The sequence below is a fragment of the Candidatus Cloacimonadota bacterium genome, from assembly GCA_020532085.1.
Lineage (GTDB): Bacteria > Cloacimonadota > Cloacimonadia > Cloacimonadales > Cloacimonadaceae > Syntrophosphaera.
Window position 1 is genome coordinate 1 of record JAJBAV010000047.1, and the last position, 15,603, is coordinate 15,603.

Annotated in this window: 14 protein-coding genes; 9 read left to right on the plus strand and 5 right to left on the minus strand. The window is 59.3% G+C overall.

Going from position 1 to position 15,603, the window contains the following annotated elements:
- Positions 1-200: 200 nt before the first annotated feature.
- From LHW45_10000 to LHW45_10040, 9 genes are all read left to right on the plus strand, one after another.
- Positions 201-2,702, plus strand: coding sequence for a glycogen/starch/alpha-glucan phosphorylase (locus tag LHW45_10000; protein MCB5285902.1), 2,502 nt, complete (start codon positions 201-203; stop codon positions 2,700-2,702).
- A gap of 16 nt (positions 2,703-2,718) precedes the next feature.
- Positions 2,719-4,359, plus strand: a complete 1,641-nt coding sequence (locus LHW45_10005; GenBank protein ID MCB5285903.1) for a lamin tail domain-containing protein — start codon at positions 2,719-2,721, stop codon at positions 4,357-4,359.
- Complete coding sequence (locus LHW45_10010) at positions 4,290-4,520, plus strand: DUF2087 domain-containing protein (protein ID MCB5285904.1); 231 nt, start codon at positions 4,290-4,292, stop codon at positions 4,518-4,520. The genes LHW45_10005 and LHW45_10010 overlap by 70 nt, the downstream gene beginning before the upstream one ends.
- Before the next feature lie 276 nt (positions 4,521-4,796).
- Positions 4,797-6,077: an ATP phosphoribosyltransferase regulatory subunit gene (locus tag LHW45_10015; protein ID MCB5285905.1), complete on the plus strand. Its 1,281-nt coding sequence runs from the start codon at positions 4,797-4,799 to the stop codon at positions 6,075-6,077.
- A gap of 9 nt (positions 6,078-6,086) precedes the next feature.
- Positions 6,087-6,458 (plus strand): RidA family protein, encoded by a 372-nt coding sequence (locus LHW45_10020; protein MCB5285906.1) that lies wholly within the window; start codon positions 6,087-6,089, stop codon positions 6,456-6,458.
- Complete coding sequence (locus tag LHW45_10025; GenBank protein MCB5285907.1) at positions 6,455-6,994, plus strand: cob(I)yrinic acid a,c-diamide adenosyltransferase; 540 nt, start codon at positions 6,455-6,457, stop codon at positions 6,992-6,994. Before LHW45_10020 ends, LHW45_10025 begins: the two co-directional genes overlap by 4 nt.
- 2 nt (positions 6,995-6,996) lie before the next feature.
- Positions 6,997-7,746 carry a 2,3-diphosphoglycerate-dependent phosphoglycerate mutase gene (gpmA, locus tag LHW45_10030; protein ID MCB5285908.1) on the plus strand — a complete coding sequence of 250 codons (750 nt, stop codon included), beginning with the start codon at positions 6,997-6,999 and terminating at the stop codon, positions 7,744-7,746.
- A gap of 63 nt (positions 7,747-7,809) precedes the next feature.
- A complete protein-coding gene (locus LHW45_10035; protein ID MCB5285909.1) occupies positions 7,810-7,980 on the plus strand; it encodes a 4Fe-4S binding protein in 171 nt (56 codons plus the stop codon).
- Between the two features lie 85 nt (positions 7,981-8,065).
- Entirely contained in the window at positions 8,066-10,666 is a 2,601-nt protein-coding gene (locus LHW45_10040) for a hypothetical protein (GenBank protein ID MCB5285910.1), read from the plus strand.
- A 375-nt stretch (positions 10,667-11,041) separates the two neighbouring features.
- On the opposite strand, the gene LHW45_10045 is transcribed toward LHW45_10040, so the two are convergent.
- From LHW45_10045 to LHW45_10065, 5 genes are all read right to left on the minus strand, one after another.
- Complete coding sequence (locus LHW45_10045) at positions 11,042-12,841, minus strand: hypothetical protein (GenBank protein ID MCB5285911.1); 1,800 nt, start codon at positions 12,839-12,841, stop codon at positions 11,042-11,044.
- A 167-nt stretch (positions 12,842-13,008) separates the two neighbouring features.
- A complete protein-coding gene (locus tag LHW45_10050) occupies positions 13,009-13,941 on the minus strand; it encodes a radical SAM protein (protein ID MCB5285912.1) in 933 nt (310 codons plus the stop codon).
- 11 nt (positions 13,942-13,952) lie between these two features.
- The gene (locus LHW45_10055; GenBank protein MCB5285913.1) at positions 13,953-14,684 is read right to left on the minus strand and encodes a uracil-DNA glycosylase; all 732 of its coding nucleotides are present in this window, start codon (positions 14,682-14,684) and stop codon (positions 13,953-13,955) included.
- Between the two features lie 70 nt (positions 14,685-14,754).
- The gene (locus LHW45_10060; GenBank protein MCB5285914.1) at positions 14,755-15,072 is read right to left on the minus strand and encodes a DUF5320 domain-containing protein; all 318 of its coding nucleotides are present in this window, start codon (positions 15,070-15,072) and stop codon (positions 14,755-14,757) included.
- A gap of 2 nt (positions 15,073-15,074) precedes the next feature.
- Positions 15,075-15,278, minus strand: a complete 204-nt coding sequence (locus LHW45_10065; protein ID MCB5285915.1) for a DUF5320 domain-containing protein — start codon at positions 15,276-15,278, stop codon at positions 15,075-15,077.
- Between the last annotated feature and the right edge of the window lie 325 nt (positions 15,279-15,603).

Genomic DNA, 15,603 nt, shown 5'->3' on the forward strand with positions numbered 1-15,603 from the left:
TCTGCCAAGTGATCAGAATCTGCCTGCAACGCGTCACCCACTACAACAAGTCACCATATAGAGCCGATCTGATCGAACCATGGCAAATGAAAATCAGGCTGGTATAAAAAAATGGGGGAATGCCAGCTCACTTTCCGCTTGACACCACAAGAGCTTCCCGGCGATGGTCACGCTAGTGAAAAATGACCACTGAGGACTTGATGAAAGAAGGTTTCCTGCCTAAAAACGATTTTCACTCCATTTTCTTCACCGACCAGGCGGAGCAGTGCAGTGACGACATAAAGACATTATTCCTGAGACACTTGGAATATTCCCTTGTAAAGGACACCACCAACGCGCAGCCTTGGGACATCTTTTTCGCCCTGGGGCTCAGCCTGCGCGACAAGCTGATCGAACGCTGGCTGCGCACCCAGTATGAATACCGCAAGCAGGACGTGAAGAAGGTTTTCTACCTCTCCATGGAATTTCTCATCGGCCGCCTGCTGGCCAACACCCTGATCAATCTGGAGGAATACGACAACGCCTACGACCTGCTGAAGGAATACGGCTACGCGCTGGAGGACATCATCGAGCTGGAGCCGGACATGGGCCTCGGCAACGGCGGCTTGGGTCGGCTGGCAGCCTGCTTCATGGATTCCCTGGCCACCCAGGCTTATCCCGCCTACGGTTACGGCATCCGCTATGAGTTTGGCATCTTCAAGCAGAGCATCGTGCAGGGCTACCAGGTGGAGGAGCCCGACCACTGGCTCAAAAAAGGCTGCCCCTGGGAGATCAGGCGTCCCGAGATCACCTACCGCGTGCGCTTCGGAGGCAGGGTGCTCAGCGAGGAAATGCCGGACGGGCGCGTGATCCACCGCTGGGTGGATACCAACGACGTGATGGCCGTGGCCTGGGACATCCCCATCCCCGGCTACAAGGTGGACAACGTGAACAACCTGCGCCTCTGGCAGGCCACCGCCACCGACGAATTTGACTTCGACTATTTTAACAGCGGCGACTACGTGCGCGCCGTGGAAAAGAAAAACATCTCCGAAAACATCTCCAAGGTGCTCTATCCCAACGACAACATCCATCTGGGCAAGGTGCTGCGCCTGGAGCAGGAATACTTCTTCGTGAGCGCCACCCTCCAGGACGTACTCCAGGGCTGGAAACAGGATCACGACAGCTTTGCGGAGCTTCCGGACAAGATCGCCGTCCAACTCAATGACACCCACCCCGCCCTGGCCATCCCGGAACTGCTGCGCATCCTCATCGACGAGGAGCGGCTGGATTTCGCCTCCGCCTGGAACATCACCCGCCGCTGCTTCAGCTATACCAACCACACCATCCTGCCCGAAGCCCTGGAAAAATGGAGCGTGGAACTCTTTAAGGAACTGCTGCCCCGCCACTTGGAACTCATCTACCAGATCAACAACCACATCCTCGGCGAGGTTGCCCGCCTCCATCCCGGCGACCTCACCAAGCTGCGCAACCTCAGCGTGATCGAGGAAGGACCCCAAAAAAACCTGCGCATGGCCCAGCTTTGCCTCCACGGCTCCCACGCCGTGAACGGGGTGGCCAAGCTCCATTCCCAGATCATCAAGGACCGCATTTTCCCCGATTTCTACGAGATGTATCCCGAACGCTTTCAAAACAAGACCAACGGCATCACCCCCCGCCTCTGGCTCAAGGTCTGCAATCCCCAGCTCGCCAGCCTCATCTCCGAACACATCGGCGAGGCCTGGGTGGCCGATCTGGAACTCCTCCGCGGCCTCGAACGCTACGCCGCCGACCCCGAATTTCAGGACGCCTTCCTGGAGATCAAACAGATCAACAAAAAAGCCCTCAGCCGCCACATCTTCCGCGTGACCGGAATCCGCACCCCCGCGGACAGCATCTTCGACGCCCAGATCAAACGCCTCCACGAATACAAACGCCAGTTGCTCAACGTCCTCGGCACCATCGCCCGCTATCTGCGCATCAAGGACGACCCCCAGGCCCCTTGCGTGCCCCGCACCGTCATCTTCGCCGGCAAGGCCGCACCCGGCTACCACCTGGCCAAAGTGCTCATCAAGCTGATCAACAACCTCGGCGTGGTGGTGAACAAGGACCCCGACGTCGCCGACCGCCTCAAGGTGGTCTTCCTGCCGGATTACACCGTATCCCTTGCCGAAAAGATCATTCCCGCCGCCGACGTCTCCGTGCAGATCTCCACCGCCGGCTTCGAGGCCAGCGGCACCGGAAACATGAAGTTCGCCCTCAACGGCGCCCTCACCCTTGGCACCCTGGACGGCGCCAACGTGGAAATGGCCGAGGAGATCGGCCCTGAAAACATGTTCATCTTTGGCCTCAACGCCGCCGAGGTGAGCGCCCTCAAACAATCCGGCTACAATCCCTACGACCACTACAACGCCGATGCAGAACTGCGCCGCGCCATCGAGGCCATCGCCGCCGACCTGTTCTCCCCCAGGGAAAAAGGCATCTTCGACCCCATCGTCCGCTCCCTGCTCGATTCCGGCGACCCCTACTGCATCATGGCGGACTTCCGCTCCTTCCTCGACGCCTCGCAGCGCATCGACGAACTCTGGCCAGACCGCCGCGCCTGGGCCCACAAAGCCATCCTCAACATCGCCCGCGTGGGCAAATTCTCCTCCGACCGCGCCATCCGCGAATACGCGAGCGAGATCTGGGACGTGAAACCCGTTCTCCTGGACCTGCCCTAAACCCCGGAACTGATCCATGAAACCCGCCGGCCTGTGGAATTATTTGCTCCTCCTGGCGGGAACCCTTCTGCCGCCGGCCCTCTGCCCCGCCCAGGTGCTGATCAACGAGGTCTGCTACGACCCCGAAGGCGCGGATGGCGGCAAGGAATGGGTGGAACTTTACAACGCCGGCAACACTGATGTCAACCTCGCGGGGGCCAAGCTTTTCTGCGGGGGTGCCGATTTTGTGGAGCTTTTCACTTTCCCCCACTATGTCCTGCGCGCGCATCGCTTTGTGCTGGTGGGAGATGAGCAGGTCAGCCAGGCGGTTTTCATCACACCCCTCACCCTGCAAAACGGAGGTGCGGAAACCGACGGCATCCGCTATCTTTCTCCTGATGGATATTACACCGATACAGTGCTTTACGATTCACCCAACGCCAACAGCCTCCCCGACGACACCGGCTCGGTGGGTACAAATTTCGCGCCGGACGTTCCGGAGGCCTGCTCCCTGGCCCGGCGCATGGACGGATACGACACAAACAACTGCGAGACAGACTTTTGCGGGGATGCCGAACCAACTCCGGGACTGCCCAACCGTGTCCGCGTGGATTACGCCCTCCTGCATCCGCAAACCTGGCAGGAAGCGGGTGACTGGTGCTTCGGGCTTTGGGTGAAAAATCTTTCCGACATCAGTCCCACACTCAGCGCTGATCTGCGCATCTATTTGGACGGCATGAAGATAGCGGAAAATATCGTGTCCGACCTCGCCGCCGGTGATTCTCTTTGGCGGCAGTACAACCTGCCCGTCTCCGACGCGGAGAACCATCAGATATCCGCCCAGCTGGAACTCGATAACGATCCCGATCCGGCCAACAATTCCGTGACCCTGGACCTGTTTCTGCAAAACCTCAGCCTGCCGCTGATCAACGAAGTGATGTTCGCTCCAGAGACAGGAAAGCAGGAATGGATCGAGCTTTGGGTGGATTCCGTTCCTGTCCGGGAGGATTTTGGCATCAGGGACGCTGGAGGCAACGACTTCAGCTTTTCCCTGCCCGCCCGCGCCGGCTATTTTGTGCTCTGCGCGGCTCCGGAACTGTTTTTGCTCCAATATCCTGGCTGTCCTGCCAACGCGGTGGTCGGCACCAACGGCTGGGCCGCCCTGAACAACGACGGCGACAGCCTCCTCCTGTTGAACGCCGCTGGCGACAGCCTCAACCAGATGAGCTTCAGCGGCGCTAACGCCCAGCCGGGAACATCGTTGGAACGCCAGCAGGATTCCTCGCAGCAAACGATCTGGCGCCTTTCGCTCGACCCCTCGGGCTCCACCCCTGGCCTGGCCAACAGCCAGAGCGTGGTGGTGCCGGATTTCCAGGGCCAGGTGAGCATCCAGGGTAGTCCCTGCAACCCTCATAAGGGCGAACAAATACACATATTTTACCAACTCGGCAGTCCCCAGAGCCAACTCAACTGCCGAGTTTACGACCTCAGCGGCTGTCTGCTGCGGGTTTTGGCTGACAACACTCCGGTGCCCGCGGAGGGCCGGCTAAGCTGGGATGGAAAGGACGCGGCTGGCAAGATCGTGCCCCGGGGACGCTATTTCTTTGTTTGGGAAGCCCGCCCCACGGACGGGCAAAAGACATTCCGGGAACAGCTTACGGCGGTGATATTCTACTGAAGCGGCAAGCGCTTCACGACCATTGCCTGGTGCGCCGGGAGTTGGTTGACGAAGGCGTGCTTTCCCGCCAGGACGGCGTTTATTGCTTCGTGGAAAACTATGCCGCCCGTCCCGGCTTCCATCAAAAGATCTGGCAAATGAGCGGGGGAACGGCGGCCTGAGCTTCTATCGGCTCCCAATATCAATACGGTATCAATACGGAATCATTACGGATGAAATCCGTATTGATTCCGTATTGATACCGTATTGATATTGGGAGCGAACTGAGGATTTTGGAAAAAACCTCCGGGCATTTTCCCCGGATTTTTGCCTCGGGGTGGAAAGCAACCCCGGTTTTCCAGCGTCGCCGGTCAGCGTTTCGGCGCGGAAACATCCTTTTTGATTGACAGAAACAGCGGGATGGGCAATATGGAAAGACAAGGAAAAAAGGAGAGAGGATGTCCCCGAACAAGCGTCCCCAAGTGGAATTCCTGCCCGAAGAGGTGTGGAAGTGGAAGCTGATGGAAGAGCGTTTCGACCGGGTGTTGAAGCTGCACAACTACCATGAGGTCCGCCTGCCCATCCTGCAGGACCGCGAGTTGGTGCAAAAAGGGATCACCGCGCTGATGCCGGGGCGTGAGGCGGCACGGGTGGCGGCGCGGACGCTGGACGTCTGCGGTCCGGAGGGGGGTCCGGGCAGCCTGAGCCTGCGTCCGGAAGGCACCATCAGCGTGCTTAGCCACGTGGCCAAAACCTACCGCCGGGGCGACATCCACCGCTATTATTACCACGGCCCGGTTTTCCGCCAGACGCGGGACCAGGCTCCGCGGGAGTCCTTTCAGCTGGGGGTGGAGCTTTTGGGCAGTGACAGCCTGATCTCCGAAAACGAGGTGATCAGCCTGGGCATGCGCCTGCTGCGAGAGCTCGGTTTCCGGGACGCCAGCCTGAGCCTGAACAGTTTCGGCTGTGAAAACTGCCGCCGGGATTACTTTGCCGCCGCGCGGGCCGAGCTGGGCAGGCACTGCGACGAATATTGCCCCGCCTGCCTGGGCGAATTGAAGGCCAATCCCCTGGCCGAAACGCATTGCGAGGATGAGCGCTGCCGCCACCGGGTGCCGGGCGGCCTGAAGATCCTGGACCACCTCTGCGCCCGCTGCCAGGCCAATTTTGCCAGCATCAAGAAGGTGCAGGCCAATCTGGGCCATCCCTACCGGGTGGATCCCGGCCTGTTCAAGAATTTCGCCTATTACAACGAGACCGTGTTCGACCTGGTGATCGGCGAGGGGGAAACTGAACTCACCGTGGGCGGCGGCGGCCGCTACGACTACCTCGCAGAAAAGATCAGCAAGGCGCGCATTCCCGCCGTGGGCTTCTATCTGGACCTCGACCTCGTGTTTTCCGCCATGGACGCCCGGGGGCTCTTTTTCGCCTGGGACAGTGATTTTTCCGTTTATGTCTGCGCGCAGTCGCCGAACATGGAGATGATGCTGCTGCAGATCGCCCAGGAACTGCACACCCAGGACATCATCACCGTGCTGAGCCCGGACATCCGCGACAGCGGGGAGGAACAGCTCCGCGCCCGCGCCCAAAAATGCGACCTCATGCTGGCCATCCGCGAGGAAGACATCCGCGAAGGCAAACTGCTGCTGTTCAATCTCTCGCGTGACACCCAGGCCTATATACCCTTGCACCGGCTGGCTGAATCCGTCCAGGTCGTTCGTAAAACCCTCAGAAAATAAGGAGATAATATGCAACCGATCAGCACCCTCAAAGCACCCGCGGCCCTGGGCCCCTATTCCCAGGCCATGATGATGAACAACACCCTCTTCGTTTCAGGCCAGTTGGGCATCGAGGCCGACACTGGCAACTGGGGCGAAGGTTTCGAAGCCCAGGCGAACCTCGTTTTCGCCAACCTCAAGGCCATCCTGGAAGCGGCGGGAATGAGCTTCCGCAACGTGGTGAAGGTTTCCGTGTTCCTGAAGGACATGAACGATTTTGCCGCGCTCAACGAGATCTACGCCCGCAATTTCAGCGCACCTTATCCCGCCCGGGAGGCCATCCAGGTGGCCCGGCTGCCCAAAGACGGACTGATCGAGATCTCCGTCATCGCGATGAAATGAGCATCACCACCAAAACCGGCGACGGCGGCCAGACCTCGCTTTACAGCGGGGAAAGGGTTTGGAAGGACGACCTGCGCGTGCGGGCCTACGGTGCTTTGGACGAGCTGGACGCCCATCTGGGCGACGCCCGCCACCAGATCGCGGATGCCCGGGCGCTGGCCATTCTGCTGGACATTCAGAACGCGCTCTATCGCGTGATGGGCGAGCTGGCCACCCCTGGCGGCGGCTACCCGCATCCCGTCACGGACGTAGATGTGGAGGCGATCGGCAAGCTGATCCTGGAGCTGGAAACAGCCACGCCCGTAACGGGTTTCGTGGTTCCGGGCTCGCTGCCGGCTTCCGCGCGCCTGGACATCTGCCGCACAGTGGCCCGCCGCGCCGAACGCGAGGTGGTGGCCCTGGCCCGGGCGGAAACCGTTTCGCCACCCCTGCGCCGTTTCGTGAACAGGCTTTCGGACCTGCTCTTCATCCTGGCCCGCAGCCTGGAGGCGAAGGAGGGCGCTATCCGCTATAAACAAACCCCCCAAGGAGAATGACCATGTACAAGATAGTGCTTGTCCGCCACGGCGAAAGCCTTTGGAACAAGGAAAACCTCTTCACCGGCTGGACCGACGTGGACCTTTCCGAACAGGGCGTCCGCGAGGCCAAAACCGCCGGACAGCGCTTGGCCGCGGCGGGTTTCAGCTTCGACGAAGCCTGGACCTCCGTGCTCAAGCGCGCCATCCGCACCCTCTGGCTGGTATTGGATGAAATGGACCTCATGTATCTGCCCACGCACAAGGACTGGCGCCTGAACGAACGCCACTACGGCGCGCTGCAGGGCCTCAACAAAGCCGAGACGGCCGCCAGGTACGGAGAAGAGCAGGTGAAGATCTGGCGCCGCAGCTTCGACGTTCCCCCGCCCGCCCTGGAGCTTTCGGATCCGCGCCATCCGGGCCTTGACCCCCGCTACGCGCATCTGGACAAGGACCAGCTGCCGCTCTGTGAATCCCTCAAGGACACCTGCAAACGCACCCTGCCCTTCTGGGACGAGGTGATCGTGCCCAGGCTGGTGGCCGGACGCAGGATGGTCGTGGCCGCACACGGCAACAGCCTTCGCGCCATCGTGAAAAATCTGAACGGGATCAGCGACGCGGACATCGCCGGGCTGAACATTCCCACCGGAATTCCGCTGGTCTATGAATTTGGGGCCGACCTCAGCGTGGAAAAACGCTACTATCTGGCCGACGCCGACGAACTGGCCCAGGCGGAAAGCGCCGTGGCCAACCAGGGCAAGGCCACAAAGTAGATTTTCCTTGACGAATCCGGCTTTGGCAGGAAACTTGGGCAAATCAAATCACAGGAGATTCAAATGGCTGTCAAGATCGATAAAGACACCTGCATCGGATGCGGGGCCTGCGTGGACGTTTGTCCCGTGCAAGCCCTGTCCATGGAAGACGGCAAGGCCAAATGCGACGAAGGCACCTGCATTGATTGCGGAGCCTGCATCGGCACCTGCCCCGTGCAAGCCATATCCGAATAAGCTGAACCAAAAGCTTGAGCGCGGAAGAGGGCGATGCCTTCTTCCGCCTTTGTTTAAGAGCATATTTCGCACCCGGGAGGAGATCATGCGACGCGCGCTTGTTCTGTTTTCAATGCTATTGGCCCTGGTCTGGCTGGGCGCCACGGATGTGAGCGGAACCCAGTCCGGCACCTGGACATTGGCCAACAGCCCCTACAATATCATCGGCGACGTCACCGTTCCGGCCGACGCCAGCCTCAGCATCGAGCCCGGCGTGGAAGTCTTTGCCCTGGGCAATTTCCGTCTCAACGTTGGCGGCACCCTCAGCGCCGCGGGCACCGAGGCCGACACGATCCGCTTCCGCAGCGGGCAGGCAGACCCCAACGCCCTCTGGAAAGGCATCCGGCTGGAAAACGAGTCCCAGCAGAGCCAGATCCAGCATTGTCACATCGAAAAGGCCGAATACGGAGTCAATTCCGTGAACTCGCCGGCGCAGATCGACCACAACCGCTTCTCCCACAACGAGAAGGGGATCCATGTTTACGGCATCGGCTCCGCCAACCCGCCGGTGGTACAGGTGCAGCACAACCTCATCGAATTCAGCATCCAGAACGGCATCTTCATCGTTCAGAACAGCAACGCCCTGATCGAATACAACGATATCCGCTTCAACGGCACCGGCAGCCAGTACATGGCGGCCATCCAGCTTTCAAACCAGTCCACGGGGGGCTCGAACAGCCCTGTAATCCAGCACAACCACATCCACCACAACTTCAAGCAGGGCGTCACGGGCTGGGACATCGTGGGGGCCAACGCCATCCAGCCCCAGATCCTGAACAACCTCATCGAATACAACCTCACCGGCATCTATCTGTTGAACGCCTCCGGCTATGTGGCCGACAACATCATCCGCCACAACTTCATCTCTGGCGACGCCAATTCCGGCGCCGGGGTGATGGTGGCCGGTTCCACCAGCGAGCCTTACTTTGAGCGCAACCAGATCTACGGCAATTTCACGGGTTTTTACATCGGCACGAACGCCCAGCCCTGCCTGGGAAACATGAATATCTACCACGCCTGGGCCCAGGGCGAAAACCAGATCTACGCCAACATCGACGAATCCAACACCTTGCATAGCGTTTACACCTATTCCTACACCAATCCGGGGATCACCATTTACGCTGAAAACAACTCCTGGGGCACCAACGATCCCGCCCAGATCGCCCTCGGCATCAACGATCAGCATGACAGCCCCAGCTTGCCCCTGGTGGATTTTGACCCCATCCTGCCCATCGTGATGCCCACCCAGGTTACCGGCAGCGTTAGCTACACCGGACCCTTCAGCCTCAGCAATTTCCGCGTGCAGCTCGTGGGCGCGGATTCCGGCGAGATCTATCTCGAGGAGCCGGTGAGCGCGGACCAGCCTTTCACGCTTTCCCAGATCCTGGACGAACCTTTCCACGTGGTGGCCCTGGCCAGCGTGGCGGGGGTGGAACGCACTCTCTACGGCACTCCGGGCGGCCTGCTGATCCCCTCGACCTTCACTCCGGACGGCAGCACCACCGTGGAGGCCGGCACCATCACCATCGAAGAGGCACAGCCGCCGCGCTATCACGATGTGGAGGGGCCCGCCATGATCGGCGTTCACCTCTGCTATCCCGTCTATCACCGCTTTTTCGTTTACCACTGGGACCACATCAACTGGCTCTATGAAGCGGGGGATTACCTCTTCATCAAGCGCCACGAACGCTTCAACGACGCGGCGAACATCGTTTTTGACCTCCCCGATGACGTGATCTGGGACAAGATCACCGGCATCGGCTACAACGACGCCTGGCTGCGCACCGAGATCCTCGACGACGCCGGGACCCAGCGCGTGAGCATGTTCCGCGCTAAAATCGTGACGGCTTCTCCCGATGGCTCGAAAACCCATACGCTGATCATCCAGACCAACACCGTGAACCAGCAGATCGTCTCCATCCGCATGCTGGATGACGGCCTGGAGCGCCTCTACCACTATGCCGCGGGCTACGTGACCAAGGGCGAGACCGTGGTGAGCAACATTCCCAGCCAGTATCTGCATGAAGACAGCTGGTGGGTCTATCAGCCCTTCCTGCCGGTGTATCAGCCCACCAACCTCTGTGTGGACCAGGTGGAACACTTTGACGAAAACCCCTGGGCCCTCACCCTCTATTGGCAGGCGCCGGTGGACGACGGCATTTTCGACTGGACCCATTACCGCGTTTACAACAATGGTGCCCTCTTCGCGGAAGTGCCTTTCGCCCTTAACTACTGGCACACCAATAACTTCAATTCCCAGATAGAGCATCACCTCACCGTCTGCGCCTTCGACGGGCAAACCGAAAGCGTTCCCACCAACGAGATCTGGGTGATGGCCGTGGTTTCAGACGATCCGGTGGCCGTGCCGCCGGTGCTGAGCATCGGCCCCAATCCAGCTTCCCTGGCTGAAAACGGCGGGGTGGAAGTGAGCATCAAAAGTTCCGTTCCCCTGGCTGGGCAGCTGGGTATCCACAACCTGCGGGGGCAGTTGGTTAAAAAGGTGCCGGTGGCCTCAGACGGAGATTTCGGCTGGCGCTGGGACCTGCGCGACGCCCGCGGGGAACGCTGCTCCTCCGGGATCTATTTTTTCCAGGCAGAGTTGGAAGGGCAGCCGGTGCTGCGGCGCAGGCTGGTGCTGATCAAATGATACGACTCCCTTTCAAATCGGGTGGGTAAAGCCCAGACGCGGAATACGATAGCGTAAGGGTGAGTGCCCGGGAACCCCGCGGAGGAGCGAAACGGTGCCCTCTGGCCATTAAGGCCATTTCCCAGGTCCCGGACGCGCCTCCCGCCTGATGGCCGCGTTTGACGCGATGATCAGGCGGGCAGCGTGGGAGGGGGATGGAAGCGAGCGCTCAAGGCGTGACTGACAGGACGTTGCGGGGGGCAAGCATATCTGTCGCCCCCAAGCTTTATCCACCCGGTTTGGAAGAGAGTCAATGATTCCTGCCGATACAATGAGGCCCGGACCGGCATACAGCCTTCCGGGCCTCTAATCTTATGGGGTAAACAACCGTTGGCGCTATTCCTTAGGAACTTCCGCATCCGCGCCGGCGTCCGGATCGGGCAGCGTGGAGGCATAATCCAGCAGCGCCTGCCAGTCCGGGTGTCCGGTCAGGTCGGGGTCGTCCAAGCCGTTGAGCATGGTGGTGCCGAGGGTGCCTTTTTCCACCATCAGGCGCAGGGTGGAGATGGTGTTGGGGATGTCGTCCCGCAGATAAAAGGCGTTCACCAGCATGTACTGGATCTCCGGATCGTCCATCCACTGGGGATGCTGGGCCACAGACGCGCTCAATTCCTCGTAAAGTTCGTTTTCGCTGAGCGTGATGCAGAAAGCCTTTCCCGCCTGCGCAGCGATCTCGGCCTCGCTGAGTTCGTCGTTCGCCTCGTTCTGCCGGACCTCGTATTCCTTGATCCGCAGCAGCAGATCGGAACCACCGTGGTCCAGGGTGAATCTGGCAAAGCTGTTGCCCACCATTTCTCCCAAACCGGCCTCTTGCAGTTCCTGAAAGGATCGCAGGGCCTTGTCGACGTCTTTTTCGAGCACATTCACCAGAAAGTAGCCCACTGTGGCCAGATTGTTGGCTGGGAAGCGGAAATAGTAATTGCGCAGGATCTGGGCGTCGTTCTGAAGTGAGGAGTTCATCCGCGCGAGCTGGGGATCGTCTGGCGAGTAGTTGGTGAAATAGTCCAGATAGATTTCTGTGGCCAGGCTGTAACCGTGTTCCACCTTGGGATGCGAGGCCACCAAGGCGCGGGCGCGGGCCAGTTTTTCATCGTTGTCGGCCAGGGAACGGGCCAGCAGATAGGCGTGGGCGGGATCCGTGGCAACAGGTTCCAGCACCCGGGCGTAAGCGCTGGCAGCCTGGTCGGGGTCGAAGGCCAGCCAGGAATCCTGAAACTGCAGCGCGGCGGGCAGATCGCCATTTCCGTTCAGCAGCGTCACCGCCATGTCGGGCTGGTCCTTGGCCAGATAGCTTTGCGTGAGGGCGTAGAGCACATACTGGTTTTCCCAATACCAGGGCTCGGCGCCAAAATAGGCGATCACGGCGTCGTAGTCCTTGGCCTGGTCAAAGTGGTAATCCACCAGGTCGCCGGCCAGTTCGGCGATGCGGTATTTGGTATAGGCGTCCGCGTCGTTGGGGCGCAGCAGTTCGATCTGATAGGCCAGCAGGGGATGATATTTGTCCGGGGTGAACATTTGCCCCAGGCCGATGTCGTCGATCCAGGCCTCTTCTGCTTCCAGCGCTTCACGGAAGGTCACTTTGGCCGCTTCGGCATCTCCGGACTGCAGCAGCTGGTAAACCAGGGCCATGCGGGCGTATTCGTCCCCGGGGAAATTAGCCCCGAACTGCGCCAGCAGCGGCAGGTTTGACTGCAATTGGCTGTGGAAGGGGCTTTCGGGGTCGGCGAGTTCGTCCGCGGCCAGGTCCTGCACCAGGGTGAGCAGCAGGGCACGGTAACCGCCGGCGAAATCCGGATGCGCGGTGATCAGTCCGCGCGCGCCATCGAGCCTGGTTTGGACGTCCTCGGCCAGATTGAGCAGCAGATATTTGTATTTGGGGGCCGCGGCAGCATCCTCCGCCTTGGTTTCCAGCCAGGTTTGGCAACTGTCCGGCGCGAAGCCCTGCCACAACCCGAAAGCGTGGTCCAACTCGCCCAAGGCATCGCTGGCTTCGATGAAAGCCCCGGCCGCGCGGGAAAATTCCGCCGCGTCCTCAGTTTGATAGTACAAGTCCTGCAATTCTTCGATCGTGATCGCCGCCGCCTGCAGGGCAAACAGCAGTGCCAGCGAGATCAGCAACAGCTTGCGAAAATCCATTTCATCCTCCCGAATGACTTTGAGGTCTTTCGTTCCAGACGCCGCCGCGGGCAGAGAAATGTCAAGCGAAATTTGCGCTGAGGCAACCCTCAGAAGATGTTATTGTCATCTCCGGGTCCCCTCCGGCTCAGATTCCCGGCAGGGCAGGAGCAGCCCTGCCCGCAAGGCTATGGCCTGATCCTGAAAAAGGTTCCCCTCTCCATCTCAACGCTTTCTATCTCGTGAGCTTCCAGGAGGGCGCTGAGATATTTGTTGAGTTCGTTCCTGTGCAGGCCCAGGATCTGGCAGAGGTCGGTGTCTGTGGAGGGCCGGCGTTTTATGGTTTCCAAGATCTGGGTCTGGATGTCGGTGTTGAAGCTTTGGATCTTCTTACGAGAGTGGGGATTGGCCACGATCTCCACCTTCAGGGGGGCCAGAGATGCGGCGATCTCACGCAATCTGGCCCGGGGCAGGGCTCGCACCCAGCTTTCCGTGCCCGGCCGGTCCAGGGTGTTCAGTTGCACTATGTCCGGGCCCAGGCCCAGAAGCGTTTCCCGCAGCAACCTGAGTTCGCTTTCTGCCTCGTTAAGACCCTCCACCATGAACACTTCCAGGTAGATCTTGCCCATAAATTCCTGCCTCAGCGCTTTCAGGCCGGCAATGACCCTGGCATTGTCCAGATCGTGATGGGGCCGGTTCAGCTTCTGAAACACACTTTGGGACACAGCGTCCAGGTCCGGCAGGATCACATCCGCCCGCAAAACCTCCCGGCGCAGCGATCCATCCCAGAACAGCGTGCCGTTGGTGAGCAGGGCCACTTTGTAGCGGGGATGATTGTCCTTGATATGGTTTATGACCTTGCCCAAACCGCTGTTCAAAGTGGGCTCTCCCTGCCCGGAAAAGGTGATGAAATCAAGCTCCGGATCCTGCTTCAGATATTCGTCCAATTCAGCTATCACGGCGTCGATGGGCACATATTCCTTGCGCTTGAGGGTCAGCAAGGTGGTCCTTCCCACCTCGCAATAGACGCAATTCAGGGTGCAAACCTTCTGCGGGACCAGGTCCACGCCCAGGGAAATGCCCAATCTGCGCGAAGGGACAGGGCCAAAGAGGTATTTCATGAGTAACTCCTTCAGAGTGTTTCCAGCTTGCTTCCATCCGGTAAAAGATGGTCCGAATGGGCGATGCCGCGGGATTCAAGTTCAAAGCGTTGGCAATTCTGCCAGTTGCCCAGGCAGTATGCGTCTGTCCAGTGGAAAGGAAGGGCCCGGTTCAGGGTGAAAGCGCGGATCGGACAGCAGTTGAACCATTTGCAGGGCTCAAGCTGAAATACGCGGCGGTATTTTTTCAGCGCGTGCTCCCAAAATTCGGGATGGTGGATCAGGGAGGTGGGATGTGAAAGCGGCATCACGATGAATGCGGCGCAAACAAAGGCCCTGCCGATCAGGGAGGGATACTCCTCCTTGTTGAACATGCCCAGTTTCCTGCTTTCAAAGATGAATTTGGTGGCGTAATAGCCCAGGGGCGCCACGATCCTGGGCTTGACCACCGCCAGTTCCCACTCTAGATAGCGTGAGCAGGAAAGGATCTCGGCTTGTTTGGGACGGCGGTTTTGGGGCAATCTGCACTTCAGGAGGTTGCTGATGTACAGGTCCGCCCTGTCAGCCTTGGCCTGGTCCAGCAATTCCCAAAACAGCTTTCCGGATGGCCCCACGAACATCTTTCCAGCCTCGTCCTCCTCTTCGCCGGGCGCTTGGGCGAGCAGGAAAATCTCGCTGCTTAGACTGCCTTCACCCCGGATCACTTGGGTCCGGGTTTGCCAAAGCGGGCAAAGCCGGCAATCTTCAATTCCGGGGATCTGCATCAGATATCGAAAAAAGGAGGCAGCAAGGCCGCCTCCTCAGAATTGGGGACGCCGAAACCGCGTCCTTTTTTTAGTTCTTGTCTTCTTTGGCCAGCTGTTCGTTCAGCCACTGCAGTTGTTTCTCCAGATCGGCTTTTTGAGCTTGTAGGTCTTCCTTGCTGTAGTCATAGACGGGCTCGGGGTAATTGTAAGGAGCATTATAGGCTCCCGCGCGAAAGCGGTATCCGTAACCGCGGCCAAAACCGCGGCCAAATCCGCCGCCGAAGCCCCGGCCGTAACCACGGCCAAATCCGCGCCGGAGCGCTACTCCCTCGAATCTTCCGCAGGGACCCAAACCTCTTCCGGGGCGTCCGTCGCCAAAGGGTCCTGTTCCATCGTATCCAGGCATTGTTACCTCCTGTCTTTTGGTTTTTTGCTTAAAAAATATCTGATGGCATCCACCAACAGCGAAACTCCGGTGTTGGCGTAGCCGCGATCATCCACATTCTTATCGCTTCCCTGAAGCTGAGTCGTGCGGCGGGTATTGCCGCAATTGCCCAAACCCCTACCCTGGCGGCCATCTCCGTATGGTCCGGTTCCATCGCGATTTGGCATCATTTCCTCCTATGTGGCGTCTCTGGATTTTGCCTTCATGATCCCGCGCGGATCATGCTTGCGGAAGACACACACGTCTATCTGTTTGTTTTATCTGGATCGCTTGCTGCCAAAGCATGTCAAGCTTCCCGCAACAAGCTTTCAAATGAACATATGTTCAAAATATGGAAAGCCACCGATCTTGTCAATGATTATTTTGCTGGCATTCCCCCATTTTTTTATACCAGCCTGATTTTCATTTGCCATGGTTCGATCAGATCGGCTCTATATGGTGACTTGTTGTAGTGGGTGACGCGTTGCAGGCAGATTCTGATCACTTGGCAGA

Excerpts from the sequence above, each read along its gene's own strand:
- LHW45_10005 (MCB5285903.1), top strand. The coding sequence starts at position 2,719 with ATGAAACCCGCCGGCCTGTGGAATTATTTGCTCCTCCTGGCGGGAACC.
- LHW45_10015 (MCB5285905.1), top strand. The coding sequence starts at position 4,797 with ATGTCCCCGAACAAGCGTCCCCAAGTGGAATTCCTGCCCGAAGAGGTG.
- LHW45_10065 (MCB5285915.1), bottom strand. The coding sequence starts at position 15,278 with ATGCCAAATCGCGATGGAACCGGACCATACGGAGATGGCCGCCAGGGT.
- LHW45_10020 (MCB5285906.1), top strand. The coding sequence starts at position 6,087 with ATGCAACCGATCAGCACCCTCAAAGCACCCGCGGCCCTGGGCCCCTAT.
- LHW45_10045 (MCB5285911.1), bottom strand. The coding sequence starts at position 12,841 with ATGGATTTTCGCAAGCTGTTGCTGATCTCGCTGGCACTGCTGTTTGCC.
- gpmA (MCB5285908.1), top strand. The coding sequence starts at position 6,997 with ATGTACAAGATAGTGCTTGTCCGCCACGGCGAAAGCCTTTGGAACAAG.
- LHW45_10060 (MCB5285914.1), bottom strand. The coding sequence starts at position 15,072 with ATGCCTGGATACGATGGAACAGGACCCTTTGGCGACGGACGCCCCGGA.
- LHW45_10035 (MCB5285909.1), top strand. The coding sequence starts at position 7,810 with ATGGCTGTCAAGATCGATAAAGACACCTGCATCGGATGCGGGGCCTGC.
- LHW45_10040 (MCB5285910.1), top strand. The coding sequence starts at position 8,066 with ATGCGACGCGCGCTTGTTCTGTTTTCAATGCTATTGGCCCTGGTCTGG.
- LHW45_10055 (MCB5285913.1), bottom strand. The coding sequence starts at position 14,684 with ATGCAGATCCCCGGAATTGAAGATTGCCGGCTTTGCCCGCTTTGGCAA.
- LHW45_10000 (MCB5285902.1), top strand. The coding sequence starts at position 201 with ATGAAAGAAGGTTTCCTGCCTAAAAACGATTTTCACTCCATTTTCTTC.
- LHW45_10050 (MCB5285912.1), bottom strand. The coding sequence starts at position 13,941 with ATGAAATACCTCTTTGGCCCTGTCCCTTCGCGCAGATTGGGCATTTCC.
- LHW45_10025 (MCB5285907.1), top strand. The coding sequence starts at position 6,455 with ATGAGCATCACCACCAAAACCGGCGACGGCGGCCAGACCTCGCTTTAC.